The 17899-nt window shown below is 70.0% G+C and carries 20 protein-coding genes; 11 read left to right on the forward strand and 9 right to left on the reverse strand.

Going from position 1 to position 17899, the window contains the following annotated elements; genetic code table 11:
* The first annotated feature begins 80 nt into the window (after window positions 1–80).
* The 3 genes from Q2K19_RS22970 to katG all read left to right on the forward strand — a co-directional run bounded on the left by Q2K19_RS22970 (window position 81) and on the right by katG (window position 3887).
* A complete protein-coding gene (locus Q2K19_RS22970) occupies window positions 81–992 on the forward strand; it encodes an alpha/beta hydrolase (protein ID WP_302763603.1) in 912 nt (303 codons plus the stop codon).
* A 166-nt stretch (window positions 993–1158) separates the two neighbouring features.
* A complete protein-coding gene (locus tag Q2K19_RS22975; protein ID WP_302763605.1) occupies window positions 1159–1587 on the forward strand; it encodes a Fur family transcriptional regulator in 429 nt (142 codons plus the stop codon).
* A 23-nt stretch (window positions 1588–1610) separates the two neighbouring features.
* Window positions 1611–3887 (forward strand): catalase/peroxidase HPI, encoded by a 2277-nt coding sequence (gene katG / locus Q2K19_RS22980; RefSeq protein ID WP_302763606.1) that lies wholly within the window; start codon window positions 1611–1613, stop codon window positions 3885–3887.
* A gap of 185 nt (window positions 3888–4072) precedes the next feature.
* Here the strand turns inward: katG and Q2K19_RS22985 are convergent, their stop codons facing one another.
* From Q2K19_RS22985 to Q2K19_RS22995, 3 genes are all read right to left on the reverse strand, one after another.
* Window positions 4073–4378, reverse strand: coding sequence for a hypothetical protein (locus Q2K19_RS22985; RefSeq protein WP_302763607.1), 306 nt, complete (start codon window positions 4376–4378; stop codon window positions 4073–4075).
* A gap of 144 nt (window positions 4379–4522) precedes the next feature.
* Window positions 4523–6346, reverse strand: coding sequence for a glycoside hydrolase family 15 protein (locus Q2K19_RS22990; protein ID WP_302763608.1), 1824 nt, complete (start codon window positions 6344–6346; stop codon window positions 4523–4525).
* A 34-nt stretch (window positions 6347–6380) separates the two neighbouring features.
* Entirely contained in the window at window positions 6381–6857 is a 477-nt protein-coding gene (locus Q2K19_RS22995) for a hypothetical protein (RefSeq protein WP_302763611.1), read from the reverse strand.
* 332 nt (window positions 6858–7189) lie between these two features.
* On the opposite strand from Q2K19_RS22995, the gene Q2K19_RS23000 reads away from it, so the two are divergent.
* Window positions 7190–8233, forward strand: coding sequence for an FAD-dependent oxidoreductase (locus tag Q2K19_RS23000; RefSeq protein WP_302763613.1), 1044 nt, complete (start codon window positions 7190–7192; stop codon window positions 8231–8233).
* Between the two features lie 285 nt (window positions 8234–8518).
* Here the strand turns inward: Q2K19_RS23000 and Q2K19_RS23005 are convergent, their stop codons facing one another.
* Window positions 8519–9409, reverse strand: a complete 891-nt coding sequence (locus Q2K19_RS23005) for a helix-turn-helix transcriptional regulator (RefSeq protein ID WP_302763615.1) — start codon at window positions 9407–9409, stop codon at window positions 8519–8521.
* A 254-nt stretch (window positions 9410–9663) separates the two neighbouring features.
* Here Q2K19_RS23005 and Q2K19_RS23010 point away from each other — a divergent pair, with 254 nt between their 5' ends.
* The 4 genes from Q2K19_RS23010 (at window position 9664) to Q2K19_RS23025 (ending at window position 12640) form a co-directional block, all read left to right on the forward strand.
* Entirely contained in the window at window positions 9664–10686 is a 1023-nt protein-coding gene (locus Q2K19_RS23010; RefSeq protein ID WP_302763616.1) for a zinc-dependent alcohol dehydrogenase family protein, read from the forward strand.
* Window positions 10687–10888: 202 nt separating this feature from the next.
* Window positions 10889–11299 (forward strand): (R)-mandelonitrile lyase, encoded by a 411-nt coding sequence (locus Q2K19_RS23015; RefSeq protein ID WP_302763619.1) that lies wholly within the window; start codon window positions 10889–10891, stop codon window positions 11297–11299.
* A 65-nt stretch (window positions 11300–11364) separates the two neighbouring features.
* Window positions 11365–11688, forward strand: coding sequence for a carboxymuconolactone decarboxylase family protein (locus Q2K19_RS23020; protein ID WP_302763621.1), 324 nt, complete (start codon window positions 11365–11367; stop codon window positions 11686–11688).
* Between the two features lie 229 nt (window positions 11689–11917).
* Window positions 11918–12640, forward strand: a complete 723-nt coding sequence (locus Q2K19_RS23025) for a VOC family protein (RefSeq protein ID WP_302763624.1) — start codon at window positions 11918–11920, stop codon at window positions 12638–12640.
* Between the two features lie 120 nt (window positions 12641–12760).
* Here the strand turns inward: Q2K19_RS23025 and Q2K19_RS23030 are convergent, their stop codons facing one another.
* Together Q2K19_RS23030 and Q2K19_RS23035 are read right to left on the reverse strand one after the other, a co-directional pair.
* A complete protein-coding gene (locus Q2K19_RS23030; protein WP_302763626.1) occupies window positions 12761–12925 on the reverse strand; it encodes a hypothetical protein in 165 nt (54 codons plus the stop codon).
* A gap of 140 nt (window positions 12926–13065) precedes the next feature.
* Window positions 13066–13698 (reverse strand): sigma factor, encoded by a 633-nt coding sequence (locus tag Q2K19_RS23035; protein ID WP_302763628.1) that lies wholly within the window; start codon window positions 13696–13698, stop codon window positions 13066–13068.
* A 152-nt stretch (window positions 13699–13850) separates the two neighbouring features.
* On the opposite strand from Q2K19_RS23035, the gene Q2K19_RS23040 reads away from it, so the two are divergent.
* The 3 genes from Q2K19_RS23040 (at window position 13851) to Q2K19_RS23050 (ending at window position 16071) form a co-directional block, all read left to right on the forward strand.
* A complete protein-coding gene (locus tag Q2K19_RS23040) occupies window positions 13851–14357 on the forward strand; it encodes a carboxymuconolactone decarboxylase family protein (protein WP_302763629.1) in 507 nt (168 codons plus the stop codon).
* Between the two features lie 84 nt (window positions 14358–14441).
* On the forward strand, window positions 14442–14930 hold the full coding sequence (locus Q2K19_RS23045; RefSeq protein WP_302763630.1) for a DUF6220 domain-containing protein: 489 nt from the start codon (window positions 14442–14444) through the stop codon (window positions 14928–14930).
* 115 nt (window positions 14931–15045) lie between these two features.
* Complete coding sequence (locus Q2K19_RS23050; RefSeq protein WP_302763631.1) at window positions 15046–16071, forward strand: DUF4331 family protein; 1026 nt, start codon at window positions 15046–15048, stop codon at window positions 16069–16071.
* Window positions 16072–16074: 3 nt separating this feature from the next.
* Here the strand turns inward: Q2K19_RS23050 and Q2K19_RS23055 are convergent, their stop codons facing one another.
* The 3 genes from Q2K19_RS23055 to Q2K19_RS23065 all read right to left on the reverse strand — a co-directional run bounded on the left by Q2K19_RS23055 (window position 16075) and on the right by Q2K19_RS23065 (window position 17891).
* Window positions 16075–16836 (reverse strand): serine/threonine-protein kinase, encoded by a 762-nt coding sequence (locus Q2K19_RS23055; RefSeq protein ID WP_302763632.1) that lies wholly within the window; start codon window positions 16834–16836, stop codon window positions 16075–16077.
* 97 nt (window positions 16837–16933) lie between these two features.
* Window positions 16934–17074, reverse strand: coding sequence for a hypothetical protein (locus Q2K19_RS23060; RefSeq protein ID WP_302763634.1), 141 nt, complete (start codon window positions 17072–17074; stop codon window positions 16934–16936).
* Window positions 17075–17177: 103 nt separating this feature from the next.
* A complete protein-coding gene (locus Q2K19_RS23065) occupies window positions 17178–17891 on the reverse strand; it encodes a MerR family transcriptional regulator (protein WP_302763636.1) in 714 nt (237 codons plus the stop codon).
* Window positions 17892–17899: the final 8 nt, after the last annotated feature.

Below are 17899 nucleotides of genomic sequence, written 5' to 3' on the forward strand. Positions count from 1 at the left end.
ACACCGTAGCCGCCTCTCCGCCGATCCGGCACCGCCGTGTCGGCAACACCGACATCCTTCGAGCAGCCGATAATGGGCGGGTGGATCCCGGTCGGCTCCACCCGCAGGCGCGGGCGGCGATGCAAGTCCAGCAGCGCGTTCCACTCACCCGGGCGACGCTGCCGGCAGCACGGCTCAGCATGGTCCAGGCGACTCCCGCCGAGGTGGGCAGCGCACCGGCGATCCGGTCCGTGGTGACCGTCGACGCCGGCGGCGTGCCCGCCCGCCTCTACCGCGACGGCGATCACGACGCGATGCCGGTAGTGCTCTATGCGCACGGTGGGGGCTGGGTGATGGGCGGCGTCGACACCCACGACGGGCTGTGCCGGCACCTGGCGGCCGCGTCCGGCTGGGCCGTGCTCTCCGTGGACTACCGGCTCGCCCCCGAGCATCCGTACCCGGCCGCGGTGGACGACATGGCGTGCGCGCTCACCTGGCTGCGCGGGTCCGGGGCGGCTCGGCACGGCCTCGACCCGGGTCGGATCGCGGTGGCCGGTGACTCTTCGGGAGGGCACCTTGCGGCGGTGACGGCTCGGCGTGCCCGGGATGCGGGGATCCGGCTCGCGGGACAGATCCTCATCTGCCCGGTCATCGACCCGGCGGCCGACTATCCGGCCCTGGACGAGTACGGCCTGGACCGGGAGGAGATGCGGTTCTTCTGGGACGCGTTCGCCCCACCCGGCGTGGACCGTACCCAGCCGGATCTGGACCCACTGCGGGCCGACCTCACCGGCCTGCCCCCCGCCGTGGTCATCACCGCCGAACTCGACCTCCTGTCCGCCGAGGGGGAACAGTACGCGGCCGGGCTGCTGGCGGCCGGCGTTCCCGTTACCGCAGCCCGGTACCAGGGGCTCATTCACAACTTCCCGCGGAAGCTGGCCCTGTTCGACGCCGCCCACGTCGCCCTGGCCCAGTTGGCCGCCGTGCTGCACCGCTGGCGACAGGGCCAGTAGGGCCAGGCGGGTGGAGCAGTTGGCGAGCGTGTCCTGAGCGGCTGCTGTTTCTGCAGACGGATGGAGGTCCCGGCCGAGCTTGGCGATCAGGCCTGCGTCGACGGTGTGCGGGTCTAGAATGAAGCAAAACTTGATTCATTCCAGAAGAGTGGACTATGTTCATCACATGACGTCCGACTTCGAGACACGGTTACGTGCGGTCTCGTTGCGCGTGACCCGGCCCCGGTTGGCGGTGCTCGCAGCGCTGCGCGACCACCCGCACGTCGACACCGACACGGTGATCGCCCTGGTCCGGGCGGATCATCCCAGGATCTCCCACCAGGCGGTGTACGACGTGCTGCGTGCGCTCACCGACGCCGGTCTGGTGCGGCGGATCCAGCCTGCCCGGGCGACCGCCCGCTACGAGTCGCGGGTGGGGGACAACCACCACCACGTCGTGTGCCGCTCCTGCGGTGCGATCGCCGACGTCGACTGCGCTGTCGGCCATGCTCCCTGTCTCACCGCCTCAGATGATCACGGGTTCGTGGTCGACGAGGCGGAGGTCGTCTACTGGGGCACCTGCCCCGACTGCGCGACCGACCGCATCTCCCAGTGAACCGCCAGTTCGGAAGGAAGCAGATGAGCGACACTCAGGACAACGCGCCCGTCAGCGCGCAGGGCGTAGACCAGAAGGCGGCGGCCGGCTGCCCGGTCGCGCACGACTCCGTGACCGCGCACGGCAGCGAGAGCGAGAACCCGGCGATCGACTCGCCGACTTCGAAGATCGGCGGTCGTCCGCGCACCAACCGCGACTGGTGGCCCAACCAGCTCGACCTGTCGGTGCTGCACGCCCAGTCGCCCAAGGGCAACCCGCTGGGGGAGAGCTTCAGCTACGCCAAGGAGTTCGCCAAGCTCGACGTCGAGGCGCTCAAGCAGGACATCATCCAGGTCCTCACGACCTCGCAGGACTGGTGGCCGGCCGACTTCGGCCACTACGGCGGCCTGATGATCCGGATGAGCTGGCACGCCGCGGGCACGTACCGGATCAACGACGGTCGCGGCGGGGCCGGCGACGGTGCTCAGCGGTTCGCCCCGCTCAACAGCTGGCCGGACAACGCCAACCTCGACAAGGCCCGCCGCCTGCTGTGGCCGGTCAAGCAGAAGTACGGCCAGAAGATCTCGTGGGCCGACCTGCTCGTGCTCGCCGGCAACGTCGCCCTGGAGTCGATGGGCTTCAAGACGTTCGGCTTCGGCTTCGGCCGCGAGGACGTCTGGGAGCCCGAGGAGATCTTCTGGGGGCCGGAGGACACCTGGCTCGGCGACGAGCGCTATGTCTCCGAGAAGGAGATGTCGGTCGGCGTCGGGGCGACCGAAATGGGTCTCATCTACGTCAACCCGGAGGGCCCCCGCGGCAACGCGGACCCGGCTGCGGCGGCGCACTTCATCCGCGAGACCTTCGCCCGGATGGCGATGAACGACGAGGAAACGGTCGCCCTCATCGCCGGTGGCCACACCTTCGGCAAGACCCACGGCGCGGGCGTCGCCGACGACCACGTGGGTCCGGAGCCCGAGGGGGCCCCGCTGGAGGCGCAGGGCCTGGGCTGGCTGAGCACCCACGGCAGCGGCAAGGGCGGGGACACGATCACCAGTGGCCTCGAGGTGACGTGGACCGACCGGCCGACGCAGTGGAGCAACCGCTTCTTCGAGATCCTCTTCGGCTACGAGTGGGAGCTCACCACGAGCCCCGGCGGCGCGAAGCAGTGGGTCGCCAAGGACGCCGAGGCGATCATCCCGGACGCCCACGACCCGTCGAAGAAGCACAAGCCGACGATGCTCACGACCGACCTGTCGCTGCGCGTCGACCCGGCGTACGAGAAGATCTCGCGTCGTTTCCTGGAGAACCCCGACGAGTTCGCGCTGGCGTTCGCCAAGGCCTGGTTCAAGCTGCTGCACCGCGACATGGGCCCGGTCAGCCGCTTCCTCGGGCCCTGGGTGCCGGAGCCCCAGCTGTGGCAGGACCCGGTGCCGGCCGTCGACCACGAGCTCGTGGGTGACGCCGACGTCGCCGCCCTCAAGGCGAAGGTCCTGGAGTCCGGCCTCACGACCGCCCAGCTGGTCTCCACCGCCTGGGCCTCCGCCGCCAGCTTCCGCTCCACGGACAAGCGCGGCGGCGCCAACGGCGCCCGGATCCGTCTCGAGCCGCAGCGCAGCTGGGAGGTCAACCAGCCCGAGCAGCTCGCGAACGTCCTGAACGTCCTCGAGGGCGTTCAGCGGGAGTTCAACGAGGCCGGCGGCGCGAAGATCTCGCTCGCCGACCTGATCGTGCTGGCCGGTTCGGCCGCCGTCGAGAAGGCGGCGCGCGACGCCGGCGTCGAGGTGACCGTGCCGTTCCGGCCGGGCCGCACCGACGCCACTCAGGAGCAGACCGACGTCGAGTCCTTCCGCGTCCTCGAGCCGCGCGCCGACGGGTTCCGCAACTACCTGCGTCCCGGCGAGAAGACCCAGCCGGAGGTGCTGCTCGTCGACCGTGCCTTCATGCTCAACCTGACCGCGCCCGAGACGACCGTCCTCGTCGGCGGCCTGCGCTCCCTCGGGGCCAACGTCGGCGGCACCCGGCACGGCGTTCTCACCGATCGGCCCGGCGTGCTCACCAACGACTTCTTCACCAACCTGCTGTCCCCGGGCACCCGGTGGAAGGCGTCGGAGTCCGAGGAGCACGTGTACGAGATTCGCGACCTGGCCACCGATGAGGTGAAATGGACCGCCACCGCGGTCGACCTCATCTTCGGCTCCAACTCCCAGCTGCGGGCCCTCGCGGAGGTCTACGCCAGCCAGGACGCCCGCGAGAAGTTCGTGGCCGACTTCGTCGCAGCCTGGACCAAGGTGATGGAGCTCGACCGGTTCGACCTCGCCTGACCCGGCTTCAACCGACGAGCCCGGTCGATCCACCAGGATCGGCCGGGCTCGTTCGCCATTGGATGGCGGCGCACGTCCAGGCCGAGAGGCCCGCGCAGCGGCTCGCTCGTCCCGGCGTCGGGCCGGGACGCGAGTCCGGGAAGAGTTTCAGGCCTTGTGATGAGGACGCGACGCGAACTGCTTGCTCAACGGGGAGCGCGGCGGTCCGCCGCGGCGTACGAGGCGGCTGCGGTGAGCGCGGAGACGGCCAGCACCGCGGGCCAGGCGCCGATGCGCTTGGCCAGCGGGTGCGACAGGCCGAAGGCTCCGAGGTAGGTCGCGGCCAGCGCCGCGGTCACGGCCGGGCTCGTCCGCCGGGCCCACTCGCGTCCGGCCAGCACACCGCCCGCCGCGAGGACCAGGCCGCCGAGGGGACGGTTACCGGTCCGGCGGGCGAGCTGCCACCCGCCGATGAGGGAGCCCGCGGTGGTCGCTGCGGTAGGGAGGCCCATTCTGCGACCGTACACTGCTGGTGGATGGCCGGCGTCCGAAGCGCATGCTGATCAGTGATTGGTCGACCGGCCTTCCGGCAGGCAGCTGCGGAAGTCCCAGGGGCCGCCACGGCCGTGCTGCGCGGCCCGCGTTCTTCCCAACCGTCAGGCGGATCCAGGATCGACGGTGGGGGCGTCTCGGATGGCGAGTGCGGCCTGGATGAGCGCGGCGTGGGTCAGCGTCTGAGGGTAGTTGCCCAGGTGGGCGCCGGTCGCCGGGTCCAGCTCTTCGGCGTAGAGGCCGAGTGGGCTGGCGTGGTCGAGCATGCTCTGGAACAGCGCTATGGCCTCGGGGCGCCGCCCGGTGCGGGCGAGGGCCTGGACGAGCCAGAATGAGCAGGGCAGGAACGCCCCTTCGGTGCCGGGGAAGCCGTCCCGTCCGGGCGGGTAGCGGTAAAGGAGCGGACCGCCGGCGGAAAGCTTGTCCCGAATGGCGTCGATGGTGCCCCGCATCCGGGGCGACGCGACGTTCTCCATGTCGAGCAGCGGCAGGACGAGCAGGGCCGCGTCGAGGTCCGGGGAGCCGTAGCCGCGGACGTAGCTGGCCACCGTTGGATCGAAGCCGCGGGTCCGGATCTCGGCGGCAATGGCATCTCGGGCCTGCTCCCAGCGCCGACGTTGGCGGTCCGGCAGTGGGTGAGTGTCGGCGATCCGCAGGGCACGGTCCAGGGCGAGCCAGCCCATCAGCTTGGAATGTACGTGTTGGGCGGGTGCACGGATCTCCCAGATGCCGGCGTCGGGCTCCTGCCAGCACCGGGCGACCACGTCGGCGAAGCCACGCACCGCCCGCCACGTCTCGGCATAGAGGCGCTGCCCCGCCTGCGCGAACGCCCAGGCGGCGTCGATCACCCAGCCATAGCCGTCGAGCTGGTGTTGCCTCGCGGCGCCGTTGCCGATCCGTACCGGGACGCTGTCGAGATAGCCGGGCCAGCCGGGCAGGTCCCGTTCGGCTGGTACGTGGCGGCCGTGCACGGTGAACAGTGCCGGCAGGCGTGGCCGCTGCAGTCGGCTGGCGTACAGCAGCCACGCGAGGAAACCGTGGGCCTCGTCGGGTTTGCCGACGCTGAGGAAGGCACTGACGGCGATGCTGGCGTCACGGGGCCAGACATAGCGGTAGTCCCAGTTGCGTACCCCGCCGGGATCCTCGGGCAATGACGTCGTGGGTGCCGCCACCGGAGCCCCCGAGGGCGAGTAGGTCAACAGTCGCAGGGTCAGCAGGCTTCGTACGACGTGCTCCCGAAAGGGTAGCGATTCGTCGATCTCGGCGGTCCAGGCCCGCCATCGGTTCTCGTCCTCGATGAGCAGGTCCCAGGCCGCTGCCGGCTCGACGTGGATCAGCGGCTCGCGGTGGGCCACGGCCAGCACCAGGATGACCGGACTTCCTGGCCTGACCGTGACCGAGGTCGGCCGACCCGGTTCGATGGCGAGCTCGGGTGCGCTGTCCAGCGAGACCGCGAGCGACCCCCACTCACACAGGGTCCGACGTCGGTGGACGCGGGGCCGGCGGTGCCGTACGCCGAGGCGGGGGTCGAACTCGACGACTGCCTCGACCGCTGCCTCCTCGGCCGACAGCCGCCGCACGACCAGTGTCGTGGGCAGCAGACGGCCGTCGACCTCGGCCACCATGCCCTCGGTGAGGACGAGGCGGCCCTTGCCCACCGCCCAGGTTGTCTCCAACGTGGCGGTGTGCTGCCGGTAACGACGTTCGACGACCGTGGCCGGCCCGGCCGGGCCGACCCGGAACGTTCCCGCCTCCGGGCCCCCGACCAGCCGGCCGAACAGGGGCTCGCCGTCGAAGCGGGGCACGCAGAGCCAGTCGATCGCGCCGTCGTTGGCGACCAGGGCAGCGGTGCGCGTGTCACCCAGCAGCCCGTAGTCGCTGATCGGGGCCGGGGACCGAGGGCACGTCGCGTCGGGCTCACCAGTCATGGCGAGCGCCTCGTAGCGAGTCGGGCGGCACGGGTCAGTCGGCCTGGAGGAGCAGTCCGAGGACGACCCCGTAGATGACGTGGACGACGGCCGCGACCGAGGGAGTCTGGACGCCGTAGTTGAGGGCGAACAGGCCGGGCGGCTCCAGCACCGCCGTGCTGGCCGGTCCGGCCCGCTGCGAGGCCATGCGCGGGTGGACACCGGGAAGCAGCGGCAGGATCACCGTCAGCGAGATCCCGACGTGGAGCATCCCGAGCAGCGCCCCGATCCACCAGGTGGCCCGGTGCAGCAGGGCGAACGTGGCCGCGTATCCGAACGCGAAGCCCTGACCGACACCGAGGTGGATGAAGAACCCGACGACCCGGGCCCGGTCGGGATCCTCGGTGACGAGGGTCCCGAGTACCAGGGGAAGGTCGAGGCGAGTGAGGCCGGCCAGCTGAGCAGAAATCAGCGCCGCGGTGAGCGCCACGGTGGCGACCAACCCGAACAACGCCCATCCGGCCCAGTCCATCTCAACAGTCGCACCGGGGCGTCGAAACGCGGTACGGCGGCGTTGTCGCGGCCATCGGTCCACCCTTCGGCTGGACAACGTAAAGATCCACCGGGCCTGATCGGGCAACCGCCTCGCGCCGGCATGCGGCCGCAGCGGCCGCCCGTTTTTCACCATAAGACACCGGACCCGCGGCATCGGCCTGCTTGCCGAGTACGGCTGGCCGAGGCACCGGGGCACGGTGCGTGCGGCGCCGGCAGCAGCGACCACCACCCACTGCCGGGCCGGTGTGAGATCCATCGCCCGTGGGAAGGTCCGGGTGAGCTTGAGACGTTGTCCGGCACATGCCGGCGATGGATGTCGTGGTTATCGGGGCCGGACAGGCGGGGCTGTCCAGCGCGTACCACCTGCGCTCCTCCGGTCTTGACTTCGCCGTGCTGGACGCCGATGCGGCCCCGGGCGGGGCCTGGCAGCACCGGTGGCCGACGCTGCGCATGGCCACCGTGCACGGGATCTTCGACCTGCCCGGCATGCATTTCACGCCTCCGTCGCCGGACGAACCAGCCGCCGGCGCGGTATCGGCCTATTTCGCCGCCTTTGAGCGTGCATTCGGGATCGACGTGCAGCGGCCCGTCGCCGTCACGGCCGTCCGAGACGCCGGCGACGGACGACTCCTGGTCGAATCCGACAACAGCACCTGGACCACGCGGGCACTGATCAACGCCACTGGAACGTGGACCAGGCCGTTCGTGCCTTGCTACCCGGGACAGGAAACGTTCCACGGGCGGCAGCTGCACACCGCCCACTACCGGGGGCCGGCGGAATTCGCCGGGAAGCGGGTGGTTGTCGTCGGGGGTGGAACGTCGGCCGTGCAGCTCCTGGTCGAGATCGCCGACGTCGCGGCGACGACGACCTGGGTGACCCGCCGGCCGCCGGTGTTCCGGGACGGGCCGTTCACGCCGGACTACGGCCGCGAGGTGGTCGCCAAGGTGGAGGCCCGGGTGCGGGCCGGCCTGCCGCCAGGAAGCATCGCCAGCGCGAGCGAGCTGGCGTGGACTCCGCAGCTGCAGGAAGCCGGGGCACGCGGTCTCCTCCGGCGCCGGCCGATGTTCGACCGGATCGTCCCCGACGGCGTCCAGTGGCGCGACGGCGCGGCACAGGACGCGGACGTCATCCTCTGGTGCACCGGCTTCCGGCCGGCGCTCGACCACCTGGCCCCGCTGCGGCTACGGGGGCCCCGCGGCGGCATCGTCGTGGACGGCACCCGGGTGGTCGCCGACCCCCGGATCCACCTGGTCGGCTACGGGCCGTCCGCGAGCACAGTCGGCGCGAACCGCGCCGGGCGGGCAGCGGTCCGCGAGCTGCGTGCGCTTCTGGCGACGCCCGCCCCTGCCTGATGAGGTCTGGCCGCGGGGGCGGCCGGTTGCGCTTACGGGCACCTACTCGGCGCAGGGCGTCGGGGTGTCGCGTCGCGCAGGATGGCGCCGGACGACGTAGGGCTCAGTCGAGCGGTTCGCTGCTCGGCGTGGACGGCGCCATCCGTTCCGCGGTGGGCTCGGTGGCTGGTCGTCGCGTTCATCGCCATCCAGGCGAACCTCGTCTGCGATCCGCGGGGGAGTCCCCGATGAAAGGTGTACTGACAGGGCACCGGAGGCAAGGTCGGGGATCTGGTTGCCGCCGCATCACTCCGAGAGGGCGTTCTGGGTGCGGGCATCTGTTTCCGGTGAGGCGGCCCAGGAGGCGAGCAGGCGTAGCGCGTCCTCGGACGGGGAGCCGGGCTCGGCGGTGTAGATCGTGAGGGTGAGGCCGGGTTCGGCGACCATTTCCAGCCCTTCGTAGGCGAGGGTCAGGTCGCCGACGATGTGGTGGCGGAAGTTCTTGGCGCCGGTGCCGTGGTGCCGGACGTCGTGGGCGCCCCAGCGCTTCCGGAACTCGTCGCTGCGGGTGGAGAGTTCACCCACGAGGTCGTGGAGATCCTTGTCGTGCGGATCGCGGCCGGCTTCCGTACGGAGAATGGCGACGCAAACGTCGGCGGCGAGGTCCCATTCCGGGTAGAAGCGGCGCGCTTTCTCGTCCAGGAACGTGTGCCGTGCGATGTTGGCGGGGCGCTGCGACTGGGCGTACATCTCGGCGTAGAACGCGCGGGCGAGCCGGTTCGTGGCGAGCAGGTCCATGCGGCCGTTGCGCACGAACGCGGGACCCTGGGTGACGGCATCGAGGGCCCATTGCAGGCTGGGGCGCGGGGACCACTGCCGTGCCGTCCGGCGCCGGGGCCGCATAAGGACGCTGCCGCCTTCCGCGGCTCGGGCGAGGTCGAGCAGGTGGGCCCGCTCTGCGTCATCGAGCTGGAGCGCCCGTGCGATGGCGTTGAGCACACCAGGCGACACTCCAGCGAGGGAGCCCCGTTCGAGTTTCGAGTAGTACTCGATGCTCACTCCGGCCAGCGACGCGACTTCGCTGCGGCGCAGCCCGGGGACCCGCCGGTTGGGGCCGGCGGGCAGGCCGGCCTGCTCCGGGCTGATCTTGGCGCGCCGCGAGACGAGGAACTCGCGGACCTCGGTGCGGTTGTCCACGTCTCGACCGTACGTGTCATGGCTGGCCGGTGGGGTGCCCTGTCAGTACACCTTCCAGGAGAAACTCCCCGAGCGGGTGCCGCCGGGGTTTGCTGGATGGCGATGAACGCAGCCACCGGTCGCCGCGAGGGGAAGTGACTGTCGTCGTTCTGGGCGGGTAGCAGGCCCGGACGGCGGCATCATCACGGCTCGCCCGGGTAGGCCGGGGAGGGTAACAGGCCGGATCGCGTCCGGTCCTTGGGAGAGGAAGAACTATGCGTGGTGCTGTCCTGCATGCCCCTGGCGACGTCCGGGTGGAGGAGCGGGAGGACCCCCGGATCGTGCTGCCGACCGACGCGATCATTCGCCTGTCCGCGACCTGTATCTGCGGTTCGGACCTGTGGCCGTATCGGGGCGTTGAGGCGGTCAAGGGGCCGGCCCCGATGGGCCACGAGTATGTCGGCGTCGTCCAGGAGGTCGGCAGCGAGGTCAAGAACGTCAAGCCGGGCCAGTTCGCGATCGGCTCGTTCTTCGCCTCGGACAACACGTGCGTCATCTGCCAGGCCGGCTACCAGTCCTCGTGCATTCACCGGGAACTCGTCGGTGGGCTCGGCGCCCAGGCCGAGTACCTGCGCGTCCCGTTGGCCGACGGCACTCTGGTCGCCACGCCCGACGCTCCCTCGGACGACCTGATCCCGAGCTTCCTCGCCGCCTCCGACGTGCTGGGCACGGGCTGGTTCGGCGCCGTCGCCGCCGAAGTCGGCCCGGGCAAGACCGTCGCGGTCGTCGGTGACGGGGCGGTCGGGCTGCTCGCCGTGCTGGCCGCCAAGCAGCTCGGCGCGGACCGCATCATCGCGATGAGCCGGCACGAGCCCCGCCAGAAACTGGCGGCCCACTACGGCGCGACCCACATCGTCACCGAGCGGGGCGACGAGGGCGTCGCGCGCATCAAGGAGCTCACGGACGGTCTCGGGGCGCATTCGGTTATCGAGGCGGTCGGCACGCAGGAGTCGATGATGCAGGCCATCCGCTCCACCCGTGCGGGCGGTCACGTCGGATACGTCGGTGTCGCCCACGGCGTGCAGCTCCCCGGCGAGGAGCTGTTCTTTTCCCACGTCCACCTGCACGGCGGTCCGGCACCGGTGCGTCGTTTCCTGCCCGAGCTGATCGACCTGATCTGGAACCGGCAGATCGACCCCGGCAAGGTCTTCGACCTCACCCTCCCCCTAAAGCAGGCCGCCGAGGGTTATCGGGCGATGGACGAGCGTCGCGCCATCAAAGTCCTGCTCAATCCCTGAGGACCTGCGCCAGCCGCGGACGGGCCGGCCTGGCAGCGCGTACTGGCGTCGTGCTGACGATGCGTCGATGATCTTGCCGCCGGCGAGACCGGCGGGTACCCGCTTCGCCTGACCGAATCGGCCCAGATCGGGCCCCACGACTTCGCGTTCCTGACCCCCGAACCCCCTGCCCACAGAGCAGGGCGTACCGCAGGAGGACTCCTTGGAGATTCTGACCACGCACCCCTCGGTGAAGGGACCGGCCGACTGGTTCACCGGCGACGTCTGGTTCGACCAGATCGTTCCCATGACCGGAGCCACCATCGGCCGATGCAACTCCGTGCACTTCGCCCCCGGTGCCCGCACCGCCTGGCACCGGCACGCCAACGGGCAGCTGCTGCACGTCACCGAGGGCGTCGGGCTGACCCAGCCGCGCGGCGGTGAGGTCGTCGTCATGCGCCCGGGCGACTCTGTCTGGTGTCCGCCGGGGGAGTGGCACTGGCACGGCGCCGCCCCGGACCACTTCATGACGCACCTGGCCATCTGGGACGGCCTCGCCCCGGGGCAGGACGGGCCGGAAACGGAGTGGGGCGAGCACGTGACCGACGACGAGTACGGCCGCCGGCCCGCATGACCACCTGCCGTCGGCCGCGTCGTCCCGCGGCCGGCGGCCCGCCTCTGGACCATGAGGAGTACGACATGTCCGAACCCGCGCAGCAGAGCGCCGCCCAGAAGATGCTCGGGGGCTTCGCGCCCAAGCTCGTCTCCCTCACGGACGACGTGCTCTTCGCCGACGTCTGGGAACGCGCCGACCTCGCGCCCCGCGACCGCAGCCTGATCACCATCGCGGCCCTGGTCGCCGGCGGCAACGGCGAGCAGTTGCCGTTCCACCTCAACCTCGGCAAGCAGAACGGGCTCACGCAGGCCGAGATCGTCGAGGCCATCACCCATCTGGCTTTCTACACCGGGTGGCCTCGGGCCATGTCCGCCATGGCGGTAGCCAAGCAGACCTTCGAGGGCTGACCACTGAGTCAGCCCGATCCGTTGCGGGGGCTTTCCCTTGATGCGTCCCCGAAATATTCCGCTCATTGGCGACACCGGGCAATCGCGATGCGGGTACGGCCTGGCGCGTGTGTCGAAGCAGTCGAAAACCCAGGTGCGGGCGACGCAGGTTCACCCCTAGCCTCTCGTCCACGGGCTGACCGGCCGCCCTGTCGACTGGCCGGTCAGCGGATCGGAGATGAGCAGCGGAATGACTACTCAACTGTTCGCGGTCTGCTTCGAGGCGAGCCAACCGTCGCGTCTCGCGCGGTTCTGGTCCGGGCTCCTCGGTCGGGAAATGGCCGATGATCCACACGACGGCGTCGCGCTCCTGCCCAGTGACGACACCGGTTTCCGAATCGGTTTTCGTCCGACCCAGGAGCGGAAGGTCGTCCAGAACCGGATGCACTTCGACCTGACCAGCGCATCCCTGGAGGACCAGCAGCAGACGGTGGCCCGGGCGCTGGGGCTCGGCGCCCGGCACGTCGACGTCGGACAGCGCCCGGAGGAGGGTCATGTGGTGCTCGCCGACCCCGAAGGCAACGAGTTCTGCGTCATCGAGCCGGGCAACAACTTCCTTGCCGGCTGCGGGTTCATCGGCGCGCTTTCCTGTGACGGTTCGCAAAAGGTCGGGTATTTCTGGAGCGAAGCGCTGAGCTGGCCGTTGGTCTGGGACCAGGACCAGGAGACCGCGATCCAATCGCCGCGCGGCGGCCCGAAGATCACGTGGGGTGGCCCGCCGCTGATGCCGAAGGTAGGCAGGGACCGGCTACATCTCGACCTCGCAACACCTGTCGGCAGTGATTGGCAGGGAGAGGTCGACCGCCTGCTCTCCCTCGGGGCGACTCGAATCGACACCGGCCCGGGCGAGGTCAGCGGCGTGGTGATGGCCGATCCCGACGGCAACGAGTTCTGTGTGTTGACGCCCCGGTAGCGCCCTACGGCCTTGCGGGCTACGACCGCTTCCGTCAGCGTCCACCCTGGCCCTGGCCCTCATGCGCTGGGTCGCCAGTCAGTTCGAGGCCGGCCTGCCCGTCGCCGGCCGGTGGGAACGTCACGGCTGCGCCGTCCACGGGCGGAGCTTCTCGGGGTTACGGACCGCCCAGACGCGGCTGATCCGGCCGTCGGCGACGTCGAACGCCATCACCGTCACGACGACACCGTCGCGCTCAGCCACCAGGCCGGGCTGGCCGTTGACCGTGCGCTCCAGGATCGTCATGTCGGGCACCAGGCCGGCGATCTCGATGGCGTAGCGCGCGACCTGTGCGGCGCCTTCGATCGGGCGGTGCAGGGTGCTGACCAGGCCGCCGCCGTCGGCGGTCGCCGTGGCGTCGGGGTCGAGGAGGCCGATGAGGGAAGTTATGTCCTTGGCCTCCCAGGCGCACTTGAAGTCCCGGACGAGGCGGGCCTGCTGGGCGGTCGGGGCGGCGGCAGCGTGCGGCGCGCGGATCCGGCGGCGGGCCGACGAGGCCAGCTTGCGGCACGCCGCCGGGGTACGGCCAACGATCTCGGCCACCTCAGGAAGGGGTAGCGGAAGACGTCGTGCAGGACGAACGCGACGCGTTCGGCCGGGGTCATCGACTCGAGCACGACGAGGAAGGCCATGCTGACGGACTCGTCGAGGGTGACCCGGTCGGCCGGATCCGCCACCGCACCGCCCGGCCGCCCGCTGATCCACTCGGTGCGATCGGGCAGCGGTTCCGGGATCCATTCGCCCAGGTAGCGCTCGCGCCGGGCCCGGGCCGAGCCGAGCAGGTCGAGGCAGATCCGGCTGGCGACCGTCGTCAGCCAGCCGCCCGGCGACTCGATGGCCTCCCGCTGCTGCCGGGACATCGCGTACCAGCGGGTGTAGGACTCCTGCACGACGTCCTCGGCGTCGGCCAGCGAGCCGAGCAGCCGGTAGGCGAGATTGATCAGTTGGCGTCGTTCGCTCATGACCGCGGTCAGGTCCGGATCGCGTCGGCCGTCTCCTGGCTCGGATCGGGTGCTCATGGTGTCGCCGGCTCCCTTGGTCGCGGCTGCCCTCGCCGGTCCGACGCAACACCGCACCGAACTGTGACGTCGGCGCGTCACCTCACATTCTCGGCGGTTGTGTCGTCGGACCACTGAGACACACCGCAGAGATCGACAGAGAAGAGCTCGCCATGTCCACGCCCACGACGACCGTCCAGGACGACCTCCGGTCGCGTCTGCCCGACCCAGCCCACGTCTTCCCGGACCTGGGAGGCGTCGCCGCAGGGATGACCAGGGCCACGCTGAACGGCTCGATCCCGCGGACCACCATCGGCCTGGTGCAGTTGCGCGCCGGGCAGATCGTCGGCAGCACGTACCACACCGTCCGGCAGACCGAGAATCTTCGCAAGGCGGGGGAGACCGAGCAGCGCATCACCGCCGTGGCGTCATGGCGGGACGCCCCGTACTTCACCGACGCCGAGCGGGTGGCGCTGGAGCTCGTGGAGGCCGTCCTCACCCCGAGCCCGCTCGGGGAACGCGTCCCCGACGAGCTGTTCGCGAAGGCGTCCGAGCACTACGACGACACGGCCCTGTGGACGCTCACCGTGACCATCGGCCAGATCTGCTTCTTCATTCCCGTCGCGCTCATCGCCAAGCCGATCCCCGGCAAGCCCTTCGGGGAGAACTACAACAAGTAACGCCCAGCTTGCGTGGGGGTGAGGACGGTACTGGCGCCCCACCCCCACGCGGGCCCTGGTCCACCTACCTCAAGGAGTTCCCCGATGCGCAAAGCGTTTGCCGCGCTGGCGAGCCTGCTACTGCTGATCGTCATCGCGCAGTTCTTCTTCGCCGCTACCGGCGCTTTCAGCACCGCACCCCATGACGAGTCCTACCGGATGCATCACGCGTTGGGGTACGTCATCTTCCTCGTGCCGGTGGTGATGGCTGTCGTCGCCGCGCTGGCCCGGATGCCGGGACGGCTCATCGGCATGGCTGCCCTGGTCTCCGGGCTGACCACCGTCCAGGTCGTCATCGCGGTGGTGGCCAGAGCGATCGGCGAAAGCACCACCGCCGGCCAGCTCGTCTTCGGCCTGCACGCGGTCAACGGCCTGGCCATGGTGGGGGTGGCCGGGACGATCGTCCGCCAGGCGAGGGCGCTGTCGAGGTCCGTGGCACCCGCCGGGCGGCTCGGCGCCGACGACGACGCCGGCGCGTCCGGAGGGGTAGCGGTACCGGCACCTCCAGCGGTTGCGTCTGGACCGAGCCGTTGAGCGCGCCGTCCCGCGGCCCGATCGGCGTAATGTCAGTGAATCTGGCTCTTGTGGGCTTTTCGTCCGGCTAGCCTCGGCCCGGTCCTGCATCAGGCGCAACCTCGGGAGCCAGCCCATGTCGCACCACCTCGACACCCCGCTCGCCGCCCAGACCGGCCAGCTCTACCTCGACGACCTGTTCGTCTTCGCCGGCGAACGCGGCACCGTGTTCGTGATGGACGTGAACAGCTCGGTGACGAAGGCGGACATCAAGCCCGGCTTCCACCACGAGGCCCGATACGAATTCAAGATCCACATCAACGGCTCGGAGATGGAGGAGCTGACCTATCGCGTCACCTTCGGGGAATTCGACGCCCAGGGCGGGCAGGACCTCGCCCTGCACGCGCTCACCGGCGCCGATGCCTACAACGACGCGGCGACCGGCACCCTGCTGGCCGAGGGGCGCACTGGCGCGGAGGTGACCGGCGAGCACGTGCGGATCTGGGCCGGACGGATCACCGATCCCTTCTACATCGACCTCGACCAGCTCGCCACCGTCAACGACGCCTTCAAGAACGGCGCCAAGCTGGACCGCAACGCCTGGAAGCCGGAGAAGGCGAAGAACAGTTTCGCCGGCACCACCGTCGACTCGATCGTCCTCGAGGTCTCCGACGAGCCGATGCTGGGCCAGGACACTCAGCTCGGTGTCTGGGCGGCCACCAAGCTCGCCACCGACGCCGGGGGATGGCGGCAGATCAACCGCGCCGGGCACCCGATGATGTGGCCGATCTTCTGGCCCACCGACACGGACTTCAGCAACCCGGCCAACACCCGGCACCCCTGCGAGGACCTGCGCGCCGACGGGGAGGAGATCGCCACGACGGTGGCCCGGGTGGTGGCCGCGAACGGCACCGCGCCGGACCCGCAGGCGTACGGCTGGAACGTCGCCCGGGCGCTCTACCCGGATTTCCTGTCGTACCAGGTCGGCACTCCGGCGAACTACGGCTTCGCCACGCGCAACGGCCGCACCATGGCCGACAACGCGCCCGAGGTGATGTTCTCCCTGGTACTCAACACCGGCATGACCTCCGGCCTCACCCCGGACACCACGAAGGAAGCCCGCGCCGACTCCTTCCCGTACGTGGTGCCCGCCGGGCGGTAACAGTCACCACCCGCTCGGTCTGCACCTCCGGGTTGCGCGTTGCCATGCGTATGCGAGTGCAGGAGGGTCGGGATATCGGTTGCTTGGTTCCGGCTCGGTTGCCTGCCGGATGACTGCCTGTTGGTCGGCGGTGCCTCGCCAGCCGGCTGGTGCGTCGAGGAGGTGGTGCAGGGTGCGACCGAGCGCGTGCACGGTTGTGCGGTGATCGATGGATGCCCCTCGGATGAACTCCTCGGGCGCCATGTAGCGGCGGGAACCGGGCAGCCGGTCGGAGGAGAGGATGAAGGGCCGCGGCCGGTACCCGTCGAGGTCGATGAGGTGCATGCGGTGGGCGTCGAAGTCGTAGAGGAAGCAGCCGTCGTAGAGGTCGACGGCGACGTAGCCGGCGATGGTGATGGCGACGTGGGCCTCCAAGATCGCATCCAGGGCCGCCTCCACCTCGGGAACGGGTAGCTGCTGGAAGCGGGCCAGCCCCGACCGGTCGGAGCCGTGGATCGTCGCGTGGTTGAGGAGCGTCCCGTCGCACCACGGGTACACCAGTGTCGGTCCCTCGGTGCCGTCAAAGACCGCCTCCGGGCAGACGATCGTCTCGTGCTGGACGGCGGCGTGCAGCGCCAGCGCCCGAGTCAGCGCCGCCGCCGCCTCAGACGTTTTCGGAGTCTTGACGAACCAGCGCTGCCCCGCGCTCTCGATGCCGTAGGAGAGACAGCCAGAATCCTGGGCGTCGAACACGATGAACGCATCGGCTGGATTCGGTTGCAGCACTTGCGGAGCCTATCCGGCGGGTGACCAGCTGAGTGACGACGCCGATGCGCCGTCGCGGAAGAGCTTGGAGTTCTCAGATGAGCGAGGGTTCCACTCTCTACTCGTCGGGCCACTCATGGGCGCTGATGGTCCACGGAAGGTGCGGCTCGTCGCGTTGGGCGATGTAGCCGGTGGGGAGCGTTGCGAGTTCGGCGATGGAGGGGTCGGCTTCGGCGATGTGGCTGATGCAGGCCACCACGCTGGCTCCGTCAAGATTCGGATCGTTGACGCCGTCGCCGATGAGCCAGTCGTTGTCCTCGTCGTGGACGACTACACGCGCCGGCTCCTGGCCGTCGTGCGGCTCAGCTCTGGTAGAGGTCGATGTAGTTGCCGCTCGGGTCGATCAGGCAGGATGACCGTGGCTTCCACGGCCGCTCGACGGGCGGGTATACCTCCTTCGCCCCGGCATCGAGCGTCCGCTGATGTGCTGAGTCGACATCCTCCACGAGTAGGCCGAACCGCGCCGGCCCGGCCGGGCCGGGATGCTTCTGGTCGTCTGCGATCGTCAGGAGGAAGAACTCCTCGTTCGGCCACGTACCGAACTCGAACGATCCGATCTCCTCGTTGAACGTCGCGCCGAAGGCCTGTCGGTAGAACGCGATCAGCTCCTCCCGGTCGGTGGCGTTGATCGTCGCTTGCACGATGCGTGAACCGCTGAGTGCCGGCATGCCCACTCCCTGCTCGATGTACCGGTCCGCGTCGCGAACCAGCTGGGTCAAGACCTCAACTCGTTGCGCCAGGTGGTCGCGATGCTTCCGAAGGAGGGCGACGGCGGTCGCTCCGGAAGGGTCCTGAACCACCTGCCGGATGGACTCGACGGGCATTTCGAGCTGACGCAGAGCGCGGATCAGGCGGGCCTGTCGAACCTGTTCCGGCCGGTAGCGGCGGTACCCGGTAACCGGGTCGACCCAGGCGGGCAGCAGGATGCCGACCTCGTCGTAGTGCCGCAGAGCCGTTATGGACAGGCCAGAGACGATGGCGAAACCGCCGATGCTCAACAGGTGATCCGTGCTCACCGCAACAG

The organism is Micromonospora sp. NBRC 110009 (assembly GCF_030518795.1).
In the GTDB taxonomy this organism is placed as follows: Bacteria; Actinomycetota; Actinomycetes; order Mycobacteriales; family Micromonosporaceae; genus Micromonospora.